This is a genomic window from Streptomyces sp. NPDC040589, from assembly GCF_055594445.1.
The window spans coordinates 923,553-939,661 of sequence record NZ_JBVIWP010000003.1; the positions used below are offsets into that span (position 1 = coordinate 923,553).

Annotated in this window: 15 protein-coding genes; 7 read left to right on the forward strand and 8 right to left on the reverse strand. The window is 72.3% G+C overall.

The genetic code is table 11. From position 1 onward, the window contains the following. Window positions 1-45: 45 nt before the first annotated feature. Window positions 46-1,683 carry an alkaline phosphatase D family protein gene (locus ACZ58V_RS16675; RefSeq protein ID WP_471290568.1) on the reverse strand — a complete coding sequence of 546 codons (1,638 nt, stop codon included), beginning with the start codon at window positions 1,681-1,683 and terminating at the stop codon, window positions 46-48. An 80-nt stretch (window positions 1,684-1,763) separates the two neighbouring features. After that, entirely contained in the window at window positions 1,764-2,408 is a 645-nt protein-coding gene (locus tag ACZ58V_RS16680) for an HNH endonuclease family protein (RefSeq protein ID WP_468191074.1), read from the reverse strand. 388 nt (window positions 2,409-2,796) lie between these two features. Here ACZ58V_RS16680 and ACZ58V_RS16685 point away from each other — a divergent pair, with 388 nt between their 5' ends. The 3 genes from ACZ58V_RS16685 (at window position 2,797) to ACZ58V_RS16695 (ending at window position 5,729) form a co-directional block, all read left to right on the forward strand. Next, window positions 2,797-3,378, forward strand: a complete 582-nt coding sequence (locus ACZ58V_RS16685) for a TMEM165/GDT1 family protein (protein ID WP_382492897.1) — start codon at window positions 2,797-2,799, stop codon at window positions 3,376-3,378. A 353-nt stretch (window positions 3,379-3,731) separates the two neighbouring features. Next, window positions 3,732-4,391: an HAD-IA family hydrolase gene (locus tag ACZ58V_RS16690; protein WP_468191070.1), complete on the forward strand. Its 660-nt coding sequence runs from the start codon at window positions 3,732-3,734 to the stop codon at window positions 4,389-4,391. Between the two features lie 120 nt (window positions 4,392-4,511). Beyond that, window positions 4,512-5,729, forward strand: coding sequence for a GNAT family N-acetyltransferase (locus tag ACZ58V_RS16695; RefSeq protein WP_468191067.1), 1,218 nt, complete (start codon window positions 4,512-4,514; stop codon window positions 5,727-5,729). Between the two features lie 16 nt (window positions 5,730-5,745). On the opposite strand, the gene cpt is transcribed toward ACZ58V_RS16695, so the two are convergent. Next, the gene (gene cpt / locus ACZ58V_RS16700; protein WP_468191064.1) at window positions 5,746-6,279 is read right to left on the reverse strand and encodes a chloramphenicol phosphotransferase CPT; all 534 of its coding nucleotides are present in this window, start codon (window positions 6,277-6,279) and stop codon (window positions 5,746-5,748) included. A gap of 27 nt (window positions 6,280-6,306) precedes the next feature. After that, window positions 6,307-7,176: a peptidoglycan-binding domain-containing protein gene (locus tag ACZ58V_RS16705; protein ID WP_471290569.1), complete on the reverse strand. Its 870-nt coding sequence runs from the start codon at window positions 7,174-7,176 to the stop codon at window positions 6,307-6,309. Window positions 7,177-8,829: 1,653 nt separating this feature from the next. On the opposite strand from ACZ58V_RS16705, the gene ACZ58V_RS16710 reads away from it, so the two are divergent. Then, window positions 8,830-10,908 carry an MDR family MFS transporter gene (locus ACZ58V_RS16710; RefSeq protein ID WP_471290570.1) on the forward strand — a complete coding sequence of 693 codons (2,079 nt, stop codon included), beginning with the start codon at window positions 8,830-8,832 and terminating at the stop codon, window positions 10,906-10,908. Between the two features lie 25 nt (window positions 10,909-10,933). On the opposite strand, the gene ACZ58V_RS16715 is transcribed toward ACZ58V_RS16710, so the two are convergent. After that, on the reverse strand, window positions 10,934-11,425 hold the full coding sequence (locus ACZ58V_RS16715; RefSeq protein ID WP_471290571.1) for a GNAT family N-acetyltransferase: 492 nt from the start codon (window positions 11,423-11,425) through the stop codon (window positions 10,934-10,936). 147 nt (window positions 11,426-11,572) lie between these two features. Here ACZ58V_RS16715 and ACZ58V_RS16720 point away from each other — a divergent pair, with 147 nt between their 5' ends. Then, a complete protein-coding gene (locus tag ACZ58V_RS16720; RefSeq protein WP_468191053.1) occupies window positions 11,573-12,289 on the forward strand; it encodes a hypothetical protein in 717 nt (238 codons plus the stop codon). Window positions 12,290-12,293: 4 nt separating this feature from the next. Continuing rightward, window positions 12,294-12,887, forward strand: coding sequence for a hypothetical protein (locus ACZ58V_RS16725; RefSeq protein ID WP_471290572.1), 594 nt, complete (start codon window positions 12,294-12,296; stop codon window positions 12,885-12,887). A gap of 7 nt (window positions 12,888-12,894) precedes the next feature. On the opposite strand, the gene ACZ58V_RS16730 is transcribed toward ACZ58V_RS16725, so the two are convergent. Next, window positions 12,895-13,302 carry a DnaJ family domain-containing protein gene (locus ACZ58V_RS16730; protein ID WP_468191047.1) on the reverse strand — a complete coding sequence of 136 codons (408 nt, stop codon included), beginning with the start codon at window positions 13,300-13,302 and terminating at the stop codon, window positions 12,895-12,897. A gap of 113 nt (window positions 13,303-13,415) precedes the next feature. Here ACZ58V_RS16730 and ACZ58V_RS16735 point away from each other — a divergent pair, with 113 nt between their 5' ends. Continuing rightward, entirely contained in the window at window positions 13,416-13,808 is a 393-nt protein-coding gene (locus tag ACZ58V_RS16735; RefSeq protein WP_468191045.1) for a hypothetical protein, read from the forward strand. A 25-nt stretch (window positions 13,809-13,833) separates the two neighbouring features. Here the strand turns inward: ACZ58V_RS16735 and ACZ58V_RS16740 are convergent, their stop codons facing one another. Beyond that, window positions 13,834-14,505 carry an O-methyltransferase gene (locus tag ACZ58V_RS16740; protein WP_468191042.1) on the reverse strand — a complete coding sequence of 224 codons (672 nt, stop codon included), beginning with the start codon at window positions 14,503-14,505 and terminating at the stop codon, window positions 13,834-13,836. Between the two features lie 104 nt (window positions 14,506-14,609). Next, the gene (gene proP, locus ACZ58V_RS16745) at window positions 14,610-16,004 is read right to left on the reverse strand and encodes a glycine betaine/L-proline transporter ProP (protein ID WP_468191039.1); all 1,395 of its coding nucleotides are present in this window, start codon (window positions 16,002-16,004) and stop codon (window positions 14,610-14,612) included. Window positions 16,005-16,109 lie beyond the last annotated feature (105 nt).

A 16,109-nucleotide genomic window follows, 5' to 3' on the forward strand; every position in this document is an offset into this window, starting at 1 on the left:
AAGCATCACGGGACACGCCGGTCGCAAAGGGGTGGAACGGGTGTGTTACGGGGCAAGTTCGGAGTCCTGGAGCGTCGTCAGACGGGGGCCCGCCCCCTGCCGTGCCTTGGCCTGCTCCAGGCGCAGCCGGGCCGAACGGCCACGCAGGGTCAGGGTCATGAGCTGGTTGCCGAACCAGGGGCCGCCCGTCTTGCGCCAGGTGACCGGCGGACGGGGGAGCCGGCCGTGCCGGGCCAGGCAGCGTCCGAGGGTGCGCGCCACCGCCGTCCAGCCGATGCGGAAGCCCATCCGGATCGACAGCGGGACGGAGTTGTGGACGGGGGAGCAGACGAGCTGCACCACCCGGGCGTCGGGCCCCGGGCCGGGCCACGAGGGCTCGGCGATGTAGGCGTGGTGCACGTCCCCGGACAGCACGCACACCGTCGCGGGCGCGTCCCGCCCCGAGCCGGCCTCGGCGATCAGCTCCGCCAGCCCGGCGAAGGACTCGGGGAACGCCGACCAGTGCTCCAGGTCGGCGGCCCGCCGCACCTTCTCCCCGAACCGCGCCCAGCGCTCGCCCCGTTCACCCCGGCACAGCGCCGCGTTCCACCCCTCGGCGTCGTGCACCAGATGCGGCAGCAGCCAGGGCAGCGAGGTGCCGATGAGGAGGTGGTCGTAGGCCTCGGGTGTGTCCCGTACCTGCTCGCGCAGCCAGGCCTCCTCGCCCGGGTCGAGCATCGCGCGGCTGTCCTCGGCGAGGACGCGGGCCGCCCGGCTGTCCACCATCAGCAGGCGTACGCGCCCGAAGTCGCGCCGGTAGCTCCAGCGGGCCGTGGCCGCGTCCTCGTCGGCCCGGGCGGCGAAGGCGCGCAGCACGTCGGTGCCGTCGGGGACGTCGCGTACGCCCTCGTACACCGGGTCGGCCGCCAGTTCCTCCAGGGAGAGGTTGCCCAGGTGCTGGTGGACCCAGTACGACATCAGGCCGCTCAGCAGCCGCTCCTGCCACCAGTCGGTGGCCCGCATGTCGGTGAGCCAGGCGGCGGAGGTGTTCCAATCGTCGATCACGTCGTGATCGTCGAAGATCATGAAACTGGGCACGGTGGACAGCAGCCAGCGGATGCGCGGGTCGAGCCACGACTCGTAGTAGAGGTGCGTGTATTCCTCGTAGTCCGCGACCCCGTCGCCCGGCGGGTCGCTCAGGTCGCGGCGGGCCGCCAGCCAGCGCTGGGTGCCGTCGGAGGTCTCGTCGGCGTACACCTGGTCGCCGAGCAGCAGCAATACGTCGGGCCGCTCATGCTCCGGGTCGGCCGCGAGGCGGGTGGCGAGCGCGTCCAGGGCGTCCGGGCCGACGGGGTCGTGCCCGCCCGCGGGCGGCGCGGCCCAGCGGCAGGAGCCGAAGGCGACGCGCAGGCCGTCCTCCGGGGCCGGCGCGTGGATCGCCGAGGGCGGGAAGGGGGAGCCGGGCAGCGGCCACACGCGGGTGCCGTCGAGAAGGACCTCGTACGTCGTGGTCGTACCGGCGGTGAGGCCGGTCACCGGGATCAGCGCGTAGTGGTGGCCCGCGATCTGGAAGGTGGGGGCCGAGCCTCCGGCACCGTCGGCGCAGCGCACCTCGGTGGAGCACGGACGGCTCGTCTCGACCCATACGGTCGCGGACGAGCCGTCGGTGTACCTCAGCAGTGGTCCGAGGCGCAGTCCGGCCATGGTGGTCCCCTCTCCGTCGCCCCGTACGGTACGGAACGACTGAGGTCAGCGGGGAGATCCCGGCCGGAAATACCTGGGTGTCAGCAGCTCGCGAGATAGTTCGTCAGCGCGGACTTCTCGGCGGAGTCGACCGAGAGGCCGTAGTAGTACTTCACCTGGACCCAGGCGCGGACGTAGGTGCAGCGGTACGCCGTCCGGGAGGGCATCCAGGTGGCCGGGTCCTGGTCGCCCTTGGCCTGGTTGACGTTGTCGGTGACCGCGATGAGCTGCGGGCGGGTCAGGTCGTTGGCGAAGGACTGGCGGCGGGACGTCGTCCAGGAGTCGGCGCCGGAGTCCCAGGCCTCGGCCAGCGGGACCAGGTGGTCGATGTCGACGTCGGAGGCGGCGGACCAGGTGGCGCCGTCGTAGACGGAGTACCAGCTGCCGCTGGTGGCGGCGCAGGAGGAGTCCTGCTGGACGTTCGAGCCGTCGCGCTTGAGGACGACCTCACGGGTGTTGCAGGCGCCGGACTGCGTGATCCAGTGCGGGAAGAGGTCGCGGTCGTAGCCGGTGCGGTCCTCGGTGGCCACGGTGAGCGAGGCCAGGTAGGTGCGGGCGGTGGCCGCGCTGACGGGCGTGGGGAGGGCGGCGGACGCGGCCGGACCGTTGATCAGTCCGGCCGAGGCTATGAGGCCGGTGAGGCCCGCGAGTACGCTGAGCCGTCGACGCGCGTAGAACTTCGGCATACGAACTCCCTTGTGGGGTGGGGGTGTTGGGCGGCGAGCGGGAGAATGCTCGCCGCGCCGTGTTGCGGGGAGATGTGCGTGAGGTGAGAAGGTAGTGACGAGTCCATGACATGACAAGTGTTCGAGGCGGAACTGTCGGTTCGGGGACGTCGCGTACGATGGGCGGCGCAGAAGGGGAGTAGCTCTTCGCCGGACCGTCGACATACTGCTCAGCTCGCCTGAGCCGGCGCCCGGAGGCGGTCCTTTCACGGACCCGCCAGCGAGACCTTCGGCAAGCAGTGCACGCCCGTGCCTTCCGGCACGGGTGCCGTGTGTGCTGCCGTGCCGAGGTGTGTCGTGTGAAGGTTCAGCACTCTCGGTGGGGCAGTCCCGACCGATTGAGGAACCCTTGATCAGCCTGACCGTGACGGCCGTCGTCTTCGGCGTCGTCTTCCTCGCCGAACTGCCGGACAAGACGGCCCTCGCCGGCCTCGTCCTCGGCACCCGCTACCGCGCCTCCTACGTCTTCGCCGGTGTCGCCGCCGCCTTCGCGCTGCACGTCGTGCTCGCCGTCGCGGCGGGCAGTGTGCTGACGCTGCTGCCGCAGCAGATCGTGCAGGCGCTGACGGGCGTGCTCTTCCTGGGCGGGGCCGCCGTGCTGCTCCTGAGGAAGGGGGAGGACGAGGAAGAGGTCCGCAAGCCGGAGAACCAGTCCTTCTGGAAGGTCTCGGGCGCGGGCTTCATGCTCATCCTGGTCGCCGAGTTCGGCGATCTCACCCAGATCATGACGGCGAACCTGGCCGCCCGCTACGACGACCCGCTCTCCGTCGGCCTGGGCGCGGTGCTCGCGCTGTGGGCGGTGGCCGGGATCGGCATCGTCGGCGGAAAGGCGCTGATGAAGAAGGTGCCGCTGCGGCTGATCACGCAGATCGCGGCGCTGGTGATGCTGGCGCTCGGGGTGTGGAGCCTGTGGGAGGCCGTGACGGGGTGAGCGGGGGCTCGGTGGGCCGGGGCTCGGTGGGTTCCGTGAGCCGGGGCTCGATGGGCCGGGGCTCGGTGGGTTCCGTGAGCCGGGGCTCGATGGGCCGGGGCTCGGTGGGTTCCGTGAGCCGGGGCTCGGTGGGCCGGGGCTCGGTGGGCCGGCGTGAGCTGAACGGCGGGTGAACGTCCGCAGGGGGGTCTGGCGCGAAGCGGGGTTTGTTTTGTACCGTGGGGGAACAAAGTGGCCCTCGCCCGTTTTCCCTGACCGGCGGGCGGGGCCGCCTTGTCCCTCCGGGGCGTGAGGCGAACCCGCCGTCCGCCCCCTCCCGCGCTGGAACCGCGCCCCGAGCCTTGGAGCAGCCGATGACGGCCACCGCCGTGCTCACCGCCCGCGCCCTCCTGCTGGACATGGACGGCACCCTCGTCAACTCCGACGCCTCGGTCGAACGCGTCTGGCGGCGCTGGGCCGAGCGGCACGGGCTCGACGGGGACGAGGTCATGAAGGTCGTCCACGGGCGGCAGGGCTACGCGTCGATGGCGCTGCTGCTGCCCGCCCGGCCGATGGAGCAGAACTACGCCGACAACGCGCGGATGCTCGCCGACGAGACGGCGGACACCGACGGCGTGGTCGCGATCCCCGGGGCGCCCGAGTTCCTCGCCTCGCTGAGCGGGCTGCCGCACGCGCTCGTGACCTCGGCCGATGTGCCGCTCTCGACGGCGCGGATGGCCGCGGCCGGGCTTGAGCAGCCCGAGGTGCGGGTGACGGCGGAGTCCGTCGGGGCGAGCAAGCCCGACCCCGAGGGCTTCCTGAAGGGCGCCGCCGAGCTGGGCGTGGCGCCCGCGGACTGTGTGGTGTTCGAGGACTCCGGGGCCGGGATCGCGGCGGGACGCGCGGCCGGGATGACCGTGGTGGGGGTGGGACCCCGGGCCGCGGTCCATGAGCCGGATGTCGTGGTGGAGGACCTCACGCGGGTGCGTGTGGAGGCGGTCGGGGACGGGACGGTCCGCCTGTACGTCGGGTAGGTGCGCCCTGACCCCACAGGGCCGCGGCCGTAATTCGCTTGCCCTTGTCACGGGTCGACGCTGCACTGGGGCCGGACACCACGCGTCGTGGTGCCGGTTCCCGAGGAGGCAGCGGCAGCGATGGAGATCCGTCCCCTGACCGACAAGGATCTCGACGTCTTCGTCGACACCCTCCATGCCGCCTTCGGGCTTTTCCCGGAAACCCCGGTCGAGGGCGGCGGGCTCTGGTGGTCGGCGCTCGAAATGGACCGCTGCCTGCTCGCCCTGACGGCGGACGGGCGGCCCGTCGGCACCGCCGGCACGCACTCGTTCGAGCTGACCCTGCCCGGTGAGACCCTCGTCCCGGCCCCCGGGGTGACCGCCGTCGGCGTCCTGCCCTCGCACCGGCGCCAGGGCGTGCTCAGCGCGATGATGCGGCACCAGCTCACCGAGTTGCGGGCGGGCGGGAATGTCCTCTCCGTGCTGCTGGCCTCCGAGGCCACGATCTACGGCAGATTCGGCTACGGACCGGCGACACGCACGGCGCAGCTGACGGTGGAGCGCCACCGGGCCGCCCTCGCAGTCCCCCGGGCGCGCGGAACGGCCGACGCCCCGGCGACCGGCTCGGTCGAGGTGCTGAGGCGTGCCGAGTGCGGCGAGATCCTGGAAGAGGCCTACGACCGGTATCGCCGCGCCCAGCCCGGCGCGCTGTCCAGGCCGCACCGCTGGTGGGCCTTGCGCGCGGGGCAGCCCCCGATCTCGCCGGCGCCGCGCTACGTCGCCGTGCACCGTGACACCGACGGCGTCCCGGACGGGTACGCCAGCTACTCGATCGAGTCCGGCACCCTGACGGTCGACGAGACCATCGCCACCGACGACGCCGTCTTCACGGCCCTGGCCCGGTTCGTACTCGGACACGACCTGGTCTCCAAGGTCGTGTTCAAGCACGTCCCGCCCGGGCACCCGCTGCGCTGGCAGCTCGCGGACTTCCGCGCCGGCGAGGTGGGCGGCGACATGGACTGGCTCTGGGTGCGGCTGCTGGACGTCCCCGGTGCGCTGACCGCGCGCGGCTGGTTCATGGACGGTGAGCTGGTCCTCGACGTCGAGGACCCGTTCCTCGGCGAGCACGGCCGCTATCTGCTGACCGTCCGGGACGGCAAGGCCGACTGCGTCCCGACGGACCGGGAGCCCGACCTGTCCCTGGACGTGCGCGACCTGGGCTCGGTCTACCTCGGCGGCACCGCCCCGAGCACGCTCGTGCGTGCCGGACACATCCGGGCCCACCGCCCGGGCGCGGCCGCCCTCGCCGACGCCCTCTTCCGCGCCGAGCGCTCCCCGCACTGCCTGCACTGGTTCTGACCGTCCGGTCGGTGGGTCAGACGACGTGGGCGGCGATGGCGCGCGCGCACTCCAGGGACTCGGTGTGGGTCGTGTCCACCTCCAGGTCGTAGCTCACGCCCTCGTGGACGAGCTGGGCCTGTGCCGCGGCCATGCCCTTGACCCGGTCTCCCCGGGCGATCTCGCGGGCCGCGGCGACCGCGCCGTCACACCGGACGCCGACCCACAGCACGTCGAGTCCGGCCAGGGCCTTCTGCCATCGCTGCTGGGACGCCGGTCCGCCGAGGAAGACGTCGTCGACGATGACCTTGGCGCCGGCGCGGGCCATGGCGGCGATGCCCTCGGTCCAGGCGGCGTCCAGGGCCCGGAAATCCGCGCCCACGTTCACGCCGCCGTCGGGGGCGAAGGTGATGCCGCCGTCCGAGCCCTTCATCCTCGCGGGCAGCGCCTCGACGAACGAGTCGACGCCGAAGGCCGGCCATGGATCGGGCAGCACCTCTTGCAGGCACCGCACGAGTCCGGACTTGCCGGAGCTGGAGCCGCCGTTGAGAACGATCACCTGAGTAGTCACGGCGTCACCGTACGGTGCGGGGGTGGGCTACGGCTCCTGCGTTTCCGACTCCAGCTTCGTCCGGGTGTCCCGGTCGTAGACGCCGAGGTCGTCGGCCTGGATGCCGCGTGAGTACTGGTAGTTGCGGACCGCGTCTTGGAGCCGGTTGTCGAAGGTGCCGTCGGTGTCGTCGTCGTAGAGGAACAACTGGCGCAGGCGCGACTGGAGTTCCGTGACCTCCGGGCCGCGGTCGCCGAGGCGCAGGACGGTGGGGTTGCCGTTCTGGCGGGAGCTGTCCGGCGGCTTCTTCTCGGAGCTGGACGCCGTCGCGGACGTCTCGGGCGCCGACGGGGAGGCCGTCTGGGACGGGCTCGGTGAGGCACTCGTCCCGGACGGTGAAGGGGAGGCCGACGGACTGCTGGTGGGGGACGGGGCCGGTGGTGGTGCCGCGGGGGTCGACGGCGTGGCCGGTGCGCTCTTGCCCGGCGACGAGGACGCCGCGCTGCTCGACGGGGCGTCCGGCACGCTCGCCCTGATGTCGTCCGGCAGCGCGGTGTTCCGGGAGGGCCCCTCGTAGAAGAACAGCCCGCTCGCGTACCCCGCCGCCGTCACCACGGCGACACATGCCCCGGCCGCGGCGAGCAGGGCGATACGACGCCGCCGGGTCCTTCCGCCGGACCCGGAATCGAACTCGGCCGGCTCCGGCCTGCCCGGCGCCGCCGCCGTCCCGGCACTGTCGAACAACCGCAGATCGGTGACACTCGGCTCGGCCCCGTCGGGGGTCAGAGGTGTCGGGAGCACGGAGGTGGCATCCGGGGCGTGGGTGGCTGGGACGGCGGGCAGCACGGTGGTCGCGTCCGAGGCCGGGGTGACCGGCAGCACGGTGGTCGCGTCCGGGTCCACCGGGCGCAGGGGCATGGTCGTGTCGGCGGGGGAGGGCGGCGGCGCGACGCTCCCGGGGCGCGGGGCCTGGGCGTGTGTGCGGGCGCTCGGGGTGTTGGGCGCGGGCGGTCGCGAGGTGGCTCGCGCATGGTCCGTGAGCTGCTGTCGCGGGGTCCCGCCGGGTGCCTGGGTGGAGGCTCCGGCGTGCGGGGGCGTGGTCGGGGTGTTCGCCGAGGGCGGCTGCGCAGGACCCTTGGCGCGCGAGGCCTCCGCCGACTCCGATCGGGGTCGGCGCGGGCTCCTGTCGGGCGCCTGCGCGGGGCTTCCGGGGCGCGCGGCCTGGGCGTGCGAGTGCGCGGTCGGGGTGTTGGGCGCGGGCGGCTGCGAGGCTCCCGCGGGGTCCATGAGCTGCTGTCGCGGGGTGCCGTCGGGTGCCTGGGTGGAGGCTCCGGCGTGCGGGGGCGCGGTCGGGGTGTCGGGCGAGGGCGGCTGCGCGGCGCCTGCCGTGCGCGAGGCCTCCGCCGGGTGCGTCCGGGGCCGGCGCGGGGTCCTGCCGCTCGCCTGAGCGGGGTTGCCGATGGCGTGCGGTGTCGCGGTCGGGATGTCAGGGGAGGGCGGTTGCGTAGCTCCCGCAGGGTCCGTGAGCTGCCGTCGCGGGGCGTCGGGCGCCTGCGTGGGGCCTTCGGGGTGCTGGGGCTGGGTGTGTGGGTGTGTGGTCGGGGTGTTCGCCGTGTGCGGTTGCCCGTCTCCCGCAGGGTCCGTGTGTGGCCGTCGCGTGCCGTCGTGGGGCGCCTGCGCCGGGCCTCCCGGGTGCGAGGCCTGGGCGAGCGGGCGGACGGTCGGGGTGATCGCCGGGGGTGGTTGCGCGGCTCCCGCGGTGTGTGGGGCCTTCGCCGGGTCCGTCCGGGCGTGCCGCTTGGCTCCGTCGGGCGCCTGCGCGGGGTTTCCGGCGTGCGGGGCCTGCGTGGGCGAGGTGTCCGGCAAGGGCGGTTGCGCCGCTCCCGCGGTGCGCGAAGCCTCCGAGCCGACAACCTGCGTGCCCGGAACCTTCGTGCCCGGGACTCCCGTGCGCGAAGCCTCCGAGCCGGCAACCTGCGTGCCCGGAACCTCCGTGCCAAGGACTCGCGTGTGCGAAGCCTCCGAGCCGGCAGCCTCCGTGCCCGGGACTCCCGTGTGCGAAGCCTCCGAGCCCGCAACCTCCGTGCCCGGAACCCCCGTCCGTGAAGCCCCCACGCCCGGAACTCCCGCAGCATCCGTCAGAGCCCCTCGCGGGGTGCCCCCTGGCCGGGGAGTAGTCGTCGGCGTGTCCTGCGCGGCTGGGCCCTCCGGCCCCGACCTACCCGCCCCGCCGTCGAGTTCGACGTACGGGCGGATCCGTAACGGGTCGAAGTCCTCCGCTGCCGCTGCCTGGGCCGTGCGAATGTCGCGCAGGGCCTCGGCGGCTCGGTGGGTGCAGGTGCAGGAAGGGGACTTGTCCTGCTGTCTGGGCGCGCCGCACTCCGGGCACGGGTGGCCATTAGGCGGTTCCACGCGTTCCTCCCTCCCCTCGCGAACTCCAGAGATTATCCAGATCTTCTCCACAGTGCGGTCGAGGAGCCCCCGGAATGAACGCTTCCAAAAGGACTCGGCAGGCCATACCCCGTCACACCGGTCACGATGGAAAATGTCACAGGACCCTCGGGAGGTCTCATGGCCGGGGATGTGCACGACACGACACCGTCACCCGCACCGTCACCTGCGGAAACCCTCGCCCCGGAACAGGTGCCGGGGAATGTGCTGGTCTCCATCGGCGCCCTGCTCCTCGGCATGCTGCTCGCCGCACTGGACCAGACCATCGTGTCGACCGCGCTGCCCACCATCGTCAGCGACCTCGGCGGCATGGACCATCTGTCCTGGGTCGTCACCGCCTACCTGCTGGCCGCCACCGCCGCGACCCCCCTGTGGGGCAAGCTCGGCGACCAGTACGGCCGCAAGAGGCTGTTCCAGACGGCGATCGTGATCTTCCTCATCGGCTCCGCGCTGTGCGGCACCGCGCAGGACATGACCCAGCTCATCGCCTTCCGGGCCTTGCAGGGGCTCGGCGGAGGCGGGCTGATAGTGCTGTCGATGGCGATCGTCGGGGATCTCGTGCCGCCGAGGGAACGCGGGCGATATCAGGGACTGTTCGGGGCCGTCTTCGGCGCGACCAGTGTGCTCGGGCCGCTGCTCGGCGGGCTGTTCACGCAGCATCTGAGCTGGCGTTGGGTGTTCTACGTCAACCTGCCCGTCGGCGTCGTCGCGCTCGCCGTGATCGCGACCGTCCTGCACATCCCGCGCCGGTCGCGACGGCACGTCATCGACTACCTCGGCACCTTCCTCATCGCGGCCGTCGCCACCTGCCTGGTACTGGTCGCCTCCCTCGGCGGCACGACCTGGGGATGGGGGTCCGCGCAGATCATCGGGCTCGCCGTGCTGGGTGTGGTCCTCGCCGTCGCCGTCGTCGTCGTCGAACGGCGCGCCGCCGAGCCCGTGCTGCCGCTGAAACTGTTCCGCGTCCGCACCTTCACCCTCGCCGCCGTGATCAGTTTCGTCGTGGGCTTCGCCATGTTCGGCGCGATGACCTACCTGCCGACCTTCCTCCAGGTCGTGCAGGGCGTCAGCCCGACCATGTCCGGCGTGCACATGCTGCCCATGGTGGCGGGCCTGCTGCTGGCCTCGACGGCCTCCGGGCAGATCGTCAGCCGTACCGGCCGCTGGAAGGTGTTCCCGATCGCCGGCACCGGCGTCACCACGCTCGGGCTGCTCCTGCTCCACCAGCTCGACGAGGACAGCTCCACCGTCGAGCTGAGCGGCTTCTTCCTCGTCTTCGGGCTGGGTCTCGGCCTGGTGATGCAGGTCCTCGTGCTCATCGTGCAGAACGCCGTCCCGTACGAGGACCTGGGCGTCGCCACCTCCGGCGCGACCTTCTTCCGCTCGATCGGCGCCTCGTTCGGCGTCGCCGTCTTCGGCACGATCTTCGCGAGCCGGCTCGGCGACCAGCTCACCGACGCCTTCCGGGGCGCGCGGCTGCCGCCCGGCGTCTCTGTCGACGCGCTGGAGGCCGACCCGCGCGGCATCGCCGCCCTGCCGCCCGGCCTGCGCCCACCGGCCCTGCACGCCTACGCCGTCTCCATCACGGACGTCTTCCTCTACGCCGCCCCGGTCGCGTTCCTCGGCTTCGTGCTGGCCTGGTTCCTCAAGGAGGACCGGCTGCGCGGCTCGGTCACCGCGCCCGACGTCACCGAGACCCTGGCCAGCAACCCCGTCGAGCGGACCTCGTACGACGAGGTGTGCCGCGCGCTGTCGGTGCTCGGCAGCCGCGCGGGGCGGCGCGAGATCTACCGGAAGATCACCGACCGGGCGGGCTACGACCTGCTGCCCGCGGCGAGCTGGCTGCTGCTGCGGATCCGGAGATACGGCGAGGTGGAGCCGGCCGTGCTGGCTGACAGCATGCCCGTGCCGCTGACCGTGATCATCGAGGCCGCCCGCCAGGTCGAGGAGCGGCGGCTCGCCGTGCGCGAGGGCCTCGGCCTGGTCCTGACCGACCGAGGGCGCGAGGTCGCCGAGCGGCTGGCCCGGGCCCGCGAGGACTCCCTGGCCGAACTGCTCGGTGACTGGTGGGGTCCCGACCGGCCGACCGATCTGGTCCGACTCGTGCGGGAGTTGAACGGCGAACTGTGCGGGTCGCGGCGCGAGCGGCCGTACGACGACCGGCCCTACGAGGAGCGGCGGGCGGAGCGGATGGCCTGAACGGGGGGCGTACGTGCGCGGTGGTTCAGATGAGGGACTTGGTGAACCAGTGCTCGGCGTACTTGTCGTCGTTGTGCGGCTCGGTCTCCGTGTAGCCGAGCCGGGCGTACAGGGCGCGGGCCTCGACGAGGTCGCCGCGGGTGTCGAGGATCAGCCGTGCGGCGCCGAGCGCGCGGGCGGCGTCCTCGGCGGCCCGGACCAGGAGCGGGGCACCGCCTCTGCCGCGCGTCGACCGGTGCAGGAACACCCGCTTGAGCTCGGCGGTCGTGCCGTCGTACAGCCGTACGCCCGCGGTGCCGGCCGGCTCACCGCCGTACCGGGCGACCAGCAACTGCCCGCGCGGTGGCGCGAGGTCGGCACCCGGCTGGGCGGCGATCTCCCGCTCCAGCTCCTCCGGGTCGGTCCGGCGGCCCTCGTGCAGCAGGTACCAGCGGTCGCTGACCTCGGTGTAGTACGCCCGCCACAGAGCGGCGGCGACGGGGGAGTCGTACGGTTCCGGGGCCACGGTCCAGTTCATGAGCGCATTCTCGGCCGGTGCCGCACCGTGCCCGCAACCGGATATGTGTGACCACCGTGTGCCGTTTGGGGGCGGATTTCCGGGCTACCCGGTCGGCGAACCGGCCCGCGAAGAGGGCCGGTTGGGCCGAGAACCCGGAAGGCATCCATGTCCACTGGCCTGATCATTGCTCTGATCGTGATCGCGGCGGTCGTCGTCATCATCGCGGCAGCCATGACCCTGCGCGCCCGCGGGCCTCGTCGCGGCCCGAGCCTGAAGCGGCGCTTCGGACCCGAGTACGACCGGGCCGTCGCCCGCCACGACGGCGACGCCAAGGCCGCCGAGCGCGAACTCACCGAGCGGGTGCACCGCCACGGCGACCTGCGCGAGCGGTCGTTGGAGCCGGCGCAGCGCGAGCGGTACGAGGCGCGCTGGACGGCCGCCCAGGAGCGGTTCGTCGACTCACCGAGGGAGGCGGTCGCCGAGGCGGACCGGCTGCTCGCCGAACTCGCCGGCGCCCGGGGGTTCCCGGACGGCGGCCAGTACGAGGAACAGCTCGCCGCGCTGTCCGTGCACCACGCCCATCACGTGGACGGCTACCGGCGCGTGCACCGTGCGGCACATCTGCGCGCGGAGGACGCCCGCGACGGCGGCACCGGTACGGAAGACATGCGGGAGGCCATGGTGGCGGCCCGCGCCCTGTTCGAGGAACTGGTACGGCCGGCCCGCCACGACGGCGGCGCCGGACGGCACGAGGACGGACGCCACGGACGTCACGAGGACGGACACCGTCGTGCCGGACTGAACGGCGGCCGCAAGGCCGCGACCACCCGCGGCGGGCACATGCCGTGGGCCGTCAATCGACGCCAGGCCAAGGAGAGTTGAGGATATGTCCGACGTGACCCGACCGCCCGGCGAGAACACCCCCGCCGCCCCCGACGCCCGAGGCGAGAGCGCCCTGGGCACCGGCCACGGCACGACCCCGCGCACGGACCGCATCGAAACGGACCGCATCGAAACGGACCGCATCGAAACGGACCGCATCGAAACAGACCGCGGTGACGCGCCCGGCACCGCCACCGAGCGTGCGACCGGCACCGCCACCGAGCGTGCGACCGGCACAAGCGCCACAGGCAAAATCACCGCCCCCAAGGGCACCAGCACCCCCGGCACCCCCCGGGAAGGCACGCACGCCCACCTCTTCCCCCACGACGAGTCCGACAAGCTCGGCCTGCAGTTGCAGCACGCCGTCGCCGGGTTCGTCGACGGGCCCCGGGCCTCCGTCGAGGAGGCCGACCATGTGCTGGAGGAGATCGCGGCCCGGTTCACCGAGGCCGTGGCACAGCGGCGCCGCACTCTGCGTCATTCCTGGCAGTCCGTCGAGAGCGGCGAGGGCAAGCCGGTGTCGAGTTCCGACACCGAGCAGCTCCGGCTGGCCCTGAAGGACTACCGCGAGCTGGCGGAGCGGCTCCTGCACGTGTGAGAGGCGTTCACCGATCCGCCCGGCGCTCCCGCCACTGCCGTACGACGTCCTCGACGTCGTACGGCTTCCTGCCCAGCGGGGGGCCGGGCGGCGGCTTGAACATCATCTCGCGGATCTTGTCGTTGATCTCCGTGATGATCTTCCGCGCGATCCGTTCCGAGGGCGCCGCGAGGGCCGCGGGCAGCGCGTCCTCGGCCTCCTTGCGCAGCGCCAGTGCGGGCGGCAGGACGGAGAAGCCCTCGCGGGCCATCTTCCGCTTGATCCACCACAGTTCGTCGTAGGCGGTGTCCACGTCGGCCGGCAGCGGCTTGCCCGCCCCCGGCAACCGTTCGAACTCGCCGCGGGCCTCAGCCTCACGGATCTGCTTGTCGACCCAGGACTCGAAGTCGACGCCGGGTGGCTTTCGCTCGGTCATGAGGCCATTGTGCCGGACAGCGTGCAGTCGGGCGTTCTATCATGCGGCGGGCTCAGGACCTGTCTGACACACAGGCCTGACAGACCCACCAGGACGTCTCAGGAGGAGCGCACGTGCTCGAACTCACCATGGCCGCCGTGTCCCCGGCGGAGGAGGGTGCCACGGCCGGCATGCTCATGGCCGACGCGCCCAGCGAGCCGGGTGCCGTGCTGCGGGTGGGCCGCGACAAGTCGGTGTGCCGGCTCTCGACACCGGACGACTGGCTGTTCGTCTCCCGCGTCCACCTGGAGTTCCTGTGCGGGCCCGAGGGGACCTGGCAGCTCACCTGGCTGCGCGGCTCCCAGCCCGACCCGTCCTCCGAAGTCCGGCTGACGGTCGGGGAGTACGCCCAGCCCCTCGCCTACGGCGGCACCGTCCCGCTCCCCCGGGGCGGCAGCGGCGAGGTCATCATCCAGGACCGCACCGCCCCGCGCAGCGTCAACGTGGGCTTCTACCACGAGGTCTGACCACAGCCGCCGGTCTCAGGCCGGCTCAGGCCAGCACCCGCGCCACCGCGAACCCGTCGTAGCCCTTCGTGCCGACCGTCTGGATCGCCGTCCCGCTCAGCCTCGGATGGCTGCCGATCAGTTCGATCGCGGCGCGGGTGCCCACCACGTCCGAGGCCGTGCTGCCGGCGTCGGTCACGCGGCCGCCGCGTACGACGTTGTCGAGGACGATCAGGCTGCCCGTGCTGGTGAGCTTCACGGCCCACTCGACGTAGTGCGGGTTGTTGGCCTTGTCGGCGTCGATGAAGACCAGGTCGAACGGGGGCGGGTTCTCGTCGGCCAGCTTGGGCAGCGACTCCAGGGCCGGGCCGACCCGCACCTCGACCAGCTTGTCCAGACCGGCGCGGGCGATGTTGCGGACGGCGACCTCGGCGTGCACGGGGTCGTACTCCAGGGAGACCAGCCGTCCGTCGGCGGGCAGGGCGCGGCCCAGCCAGATGGTGCTGTAGCCGCCCAGCGTGCCGATCTCCAGGATGTGGCGGGCGCCCTGGATCTGGGCGAGAAGCTGGAGGAGCTTGCCCTGGTTCCCCGCGACGTTGATGTGCGGAAGCCCGGCGGCGTCGCTGTCGCGCAGCGCCGCCGCCAGGTCTTCGTCGTCCGGTGCGAGGTGGGCGGTGAAGTAGGCGTCGACCTCGTCCCAGACGTGCGACTCGCTCATGCACCTCTACCTTTCGTACGCATAGTTAGATTCCCTAACTACTGGCGCTGTCGAAGATAGTTGGTGCGGCGGTCCGCTGCCAGGGGGATTTCACCCGGCGTGTCTCATTTGGTGACGGACGGTGCCGAGCCCGGCAGCGGGCGTCCCGCCGACTCCGTCATGCGCCACACCGCGAAACCGCCGATCACGGCCGCGGCCATCATGTAGTACGCGGGCATCATCATGTTCCCGGTCGCGCCGATCAGGGCCGTCACCACCAGCGGGGTCGTGCCGCCGAACAGCGACACGGAGACGTTGAAGCCGATGGAGAGCGAGCCGTAGCGGACCCGGGTCGGGAACAGCGCCGGCAGCGCCGAGGGCATCGCCGCCGTGAAGCACACCAGCAGCATGCCCAGCGCGCCCAAGCCGAGCCCGACCGCGAGCAGGCTGCCCTCGCGGATCAGCAGCAGGGCCGGGACGGACAGCAGCAGGAAGCCCGCACAGCCGGCGGCGATCACCGGGCGGCGGCCGACGCGGTCGGTCAGCGCGCCCATGAACGGCTGGGCGATCATCATCAGCGCCATCACGCCGAGGATGACGAGCAGACCGTGCGTCTCGTCGTAGTGGAGCTCGCTGGTCAGGTAGCTCGGCATGTACGACAGCAGCATGTAGTCGGTGACGTTGAAGACCAGTACCAGGCCGACGCAGAGCAGCAGCGCGCGCCACTGGCCGGTGACCATCTCGCGCAGCGGCACCTTGGGCCGGTTCGTCTCGGCCTTCTCGACCTCGGCCGCGAACGCCGGGGTCTCCTCCAGGCGCATCCGCAGATAGAGGCCGACGATGCCCATCGGGCCCGCGATCAGGAACGGGATGCGCCAGCCCCAGGAGGTCAGGTCGTCGGTGGAGAGCAGGGCGGTCATCAGGGTGACCAGGCCCGCGCCGCCGATGTAGCCGGCGAGGGTGCCGAACTCCAGCCAGCTGCCGAGGAAGCCGCGCCGCTTGTCGGGGGCGTACTCGGCGATGAAGGTGGAGGCACCCGCGTACTCGCCGCCGGTGGAGAAGCCCTGCACGAGGCGGGCCACGAGGAGCAGGATCGGCGCGCCGACACCGATCGTCGCGTACGACGGGATCAGACCGATCGCGAAGGTGCCCGCGGCCATCATGATCATGGTGAGCGCGAGGACCTTCTGGCGGCCGACGCGGTCGCCGAGCGGGCCGAAGACCATGCCGCCGAGGGGGCGGACCAGGAAGGCCGCGGCGAAGGCGCCGAACGTGGAGAGCAGCTGCGCGGTGGGGTTGCCCGACGGGAAGAAGACCTTGCCCAGGGTGACCGCGATGTAGCTGTAGACACCGAAGTCGAACCATTCCATCGCGTTGCCCAGCGCGGCCGCCTTCACGGCGCGCTTGACGAGCGCGGGGTCGGTGACGGTGGTGTCGTGGGCCTTCGTGGTGCGGCTCTTGAGCGCGGACGTGGGAGCAATGACTGAGGCAGTCACAAGACTCGCTCGCCTACCTTTCATCGGGGACAGGGGCGCGGTCCGCGCGGCGGCGCTGTCGAACGGGCCGAAAAAGTGACGATAGGCGGAGAATGCCCGCTCACGGGCGGTACGCCTTTCGTTGCAGGG

Excerpts from the sequence above, each read along its gene's own strand:
- ACZ58V_RS16675 (WP_471290568.1), bottom strand. The coding sequence starts at position 1,683 with ATGGCCGGACTGCGCCTCGGACCACTGCTGAGGTACACCGACGGCTCG.
- ACZ58V_RS16680 (WP_468191074.1), bottom strand. The coding sequence starts at position 2,408 with ATGCCGAAGTTCTACGCGCGTCGACGGCTCAGCGTACTCGCGGGCCTC.
- ACZ58V_RS16690 (WP_468191070.1), top strand. The coding sequence starts at position 3,732 with ATGACGGCCACCGCCGTGCTCACCGCCCGCGCCCTCCTGCTGGACATG.
- ACZ58V_RS16695 (WP_468191067.1), top strand. The coding sequence starts at position 4,512 with ATGGAGATCCGTCCCCTGACCGACAAGGATCTCGACGTCTTCGTCGAC.
- ACZ58V_RS16705 (WP_471290569.1), bottom strand. The coding sequence starts at position 7,176 with ATGCCCCTGCGCCCGGTGGACCCGGACGCGACCACCGTGCTGCCGGTC.
- ACZ58V_RS16710 (WP_471290570.1), top strand. The coding sequence starts at position 8,830 with ATGGCCGGGGATGTGCACGACACGACACCGTCACCCGCACCGTCACCT.
- ACZ58V_RS16715 (WP_471290571.1), bottom strand. The coding sequence starts at position 11,425 with ATGAACTGGACCGTGGCCCCGGAACCGTACGACTCCCCCGTCGCCGCC.
- ACZ58V_RS16720 (WP_468191053.1), top strand. The coding sequence starts at position 11,573 with ATGTCCACTGGCCTGATCATTGCTCTGATCGTGATCGCGGCGGTCGTC.
- ACZ58V_RS16725 (WP_471290572.1), top strand. The coding sequence starts at position 12,294 with ATGTCCGACGTGACCCGACCGCCCGGCGAGAACACCCCCGCCGCCCCC.
- ACZ58V_RS16730 (WP_468191047.1), bottom strand. The coding sequence starts at position 13,302 with ATGACCGAGCGAAAGCCACCCGGCGTCGACTTCGAGTCCTGGGTCGAC.
- ACZ58V_RS16740 (WP_468191042.1), bottom strand. The coding sequence starts at position 14,505 with ATGAGCGAGTCGCACGTCTGGGACGAGGTCGACGCCTACTTCACCGCC.
- proP (WP_468191039.1), bottom strand. The coding sequence starts at position 16,004 with ATGAAAGGTAGGCGAGCGAGTCTTGTGACTGCCTCAGTCATTGCTCCC.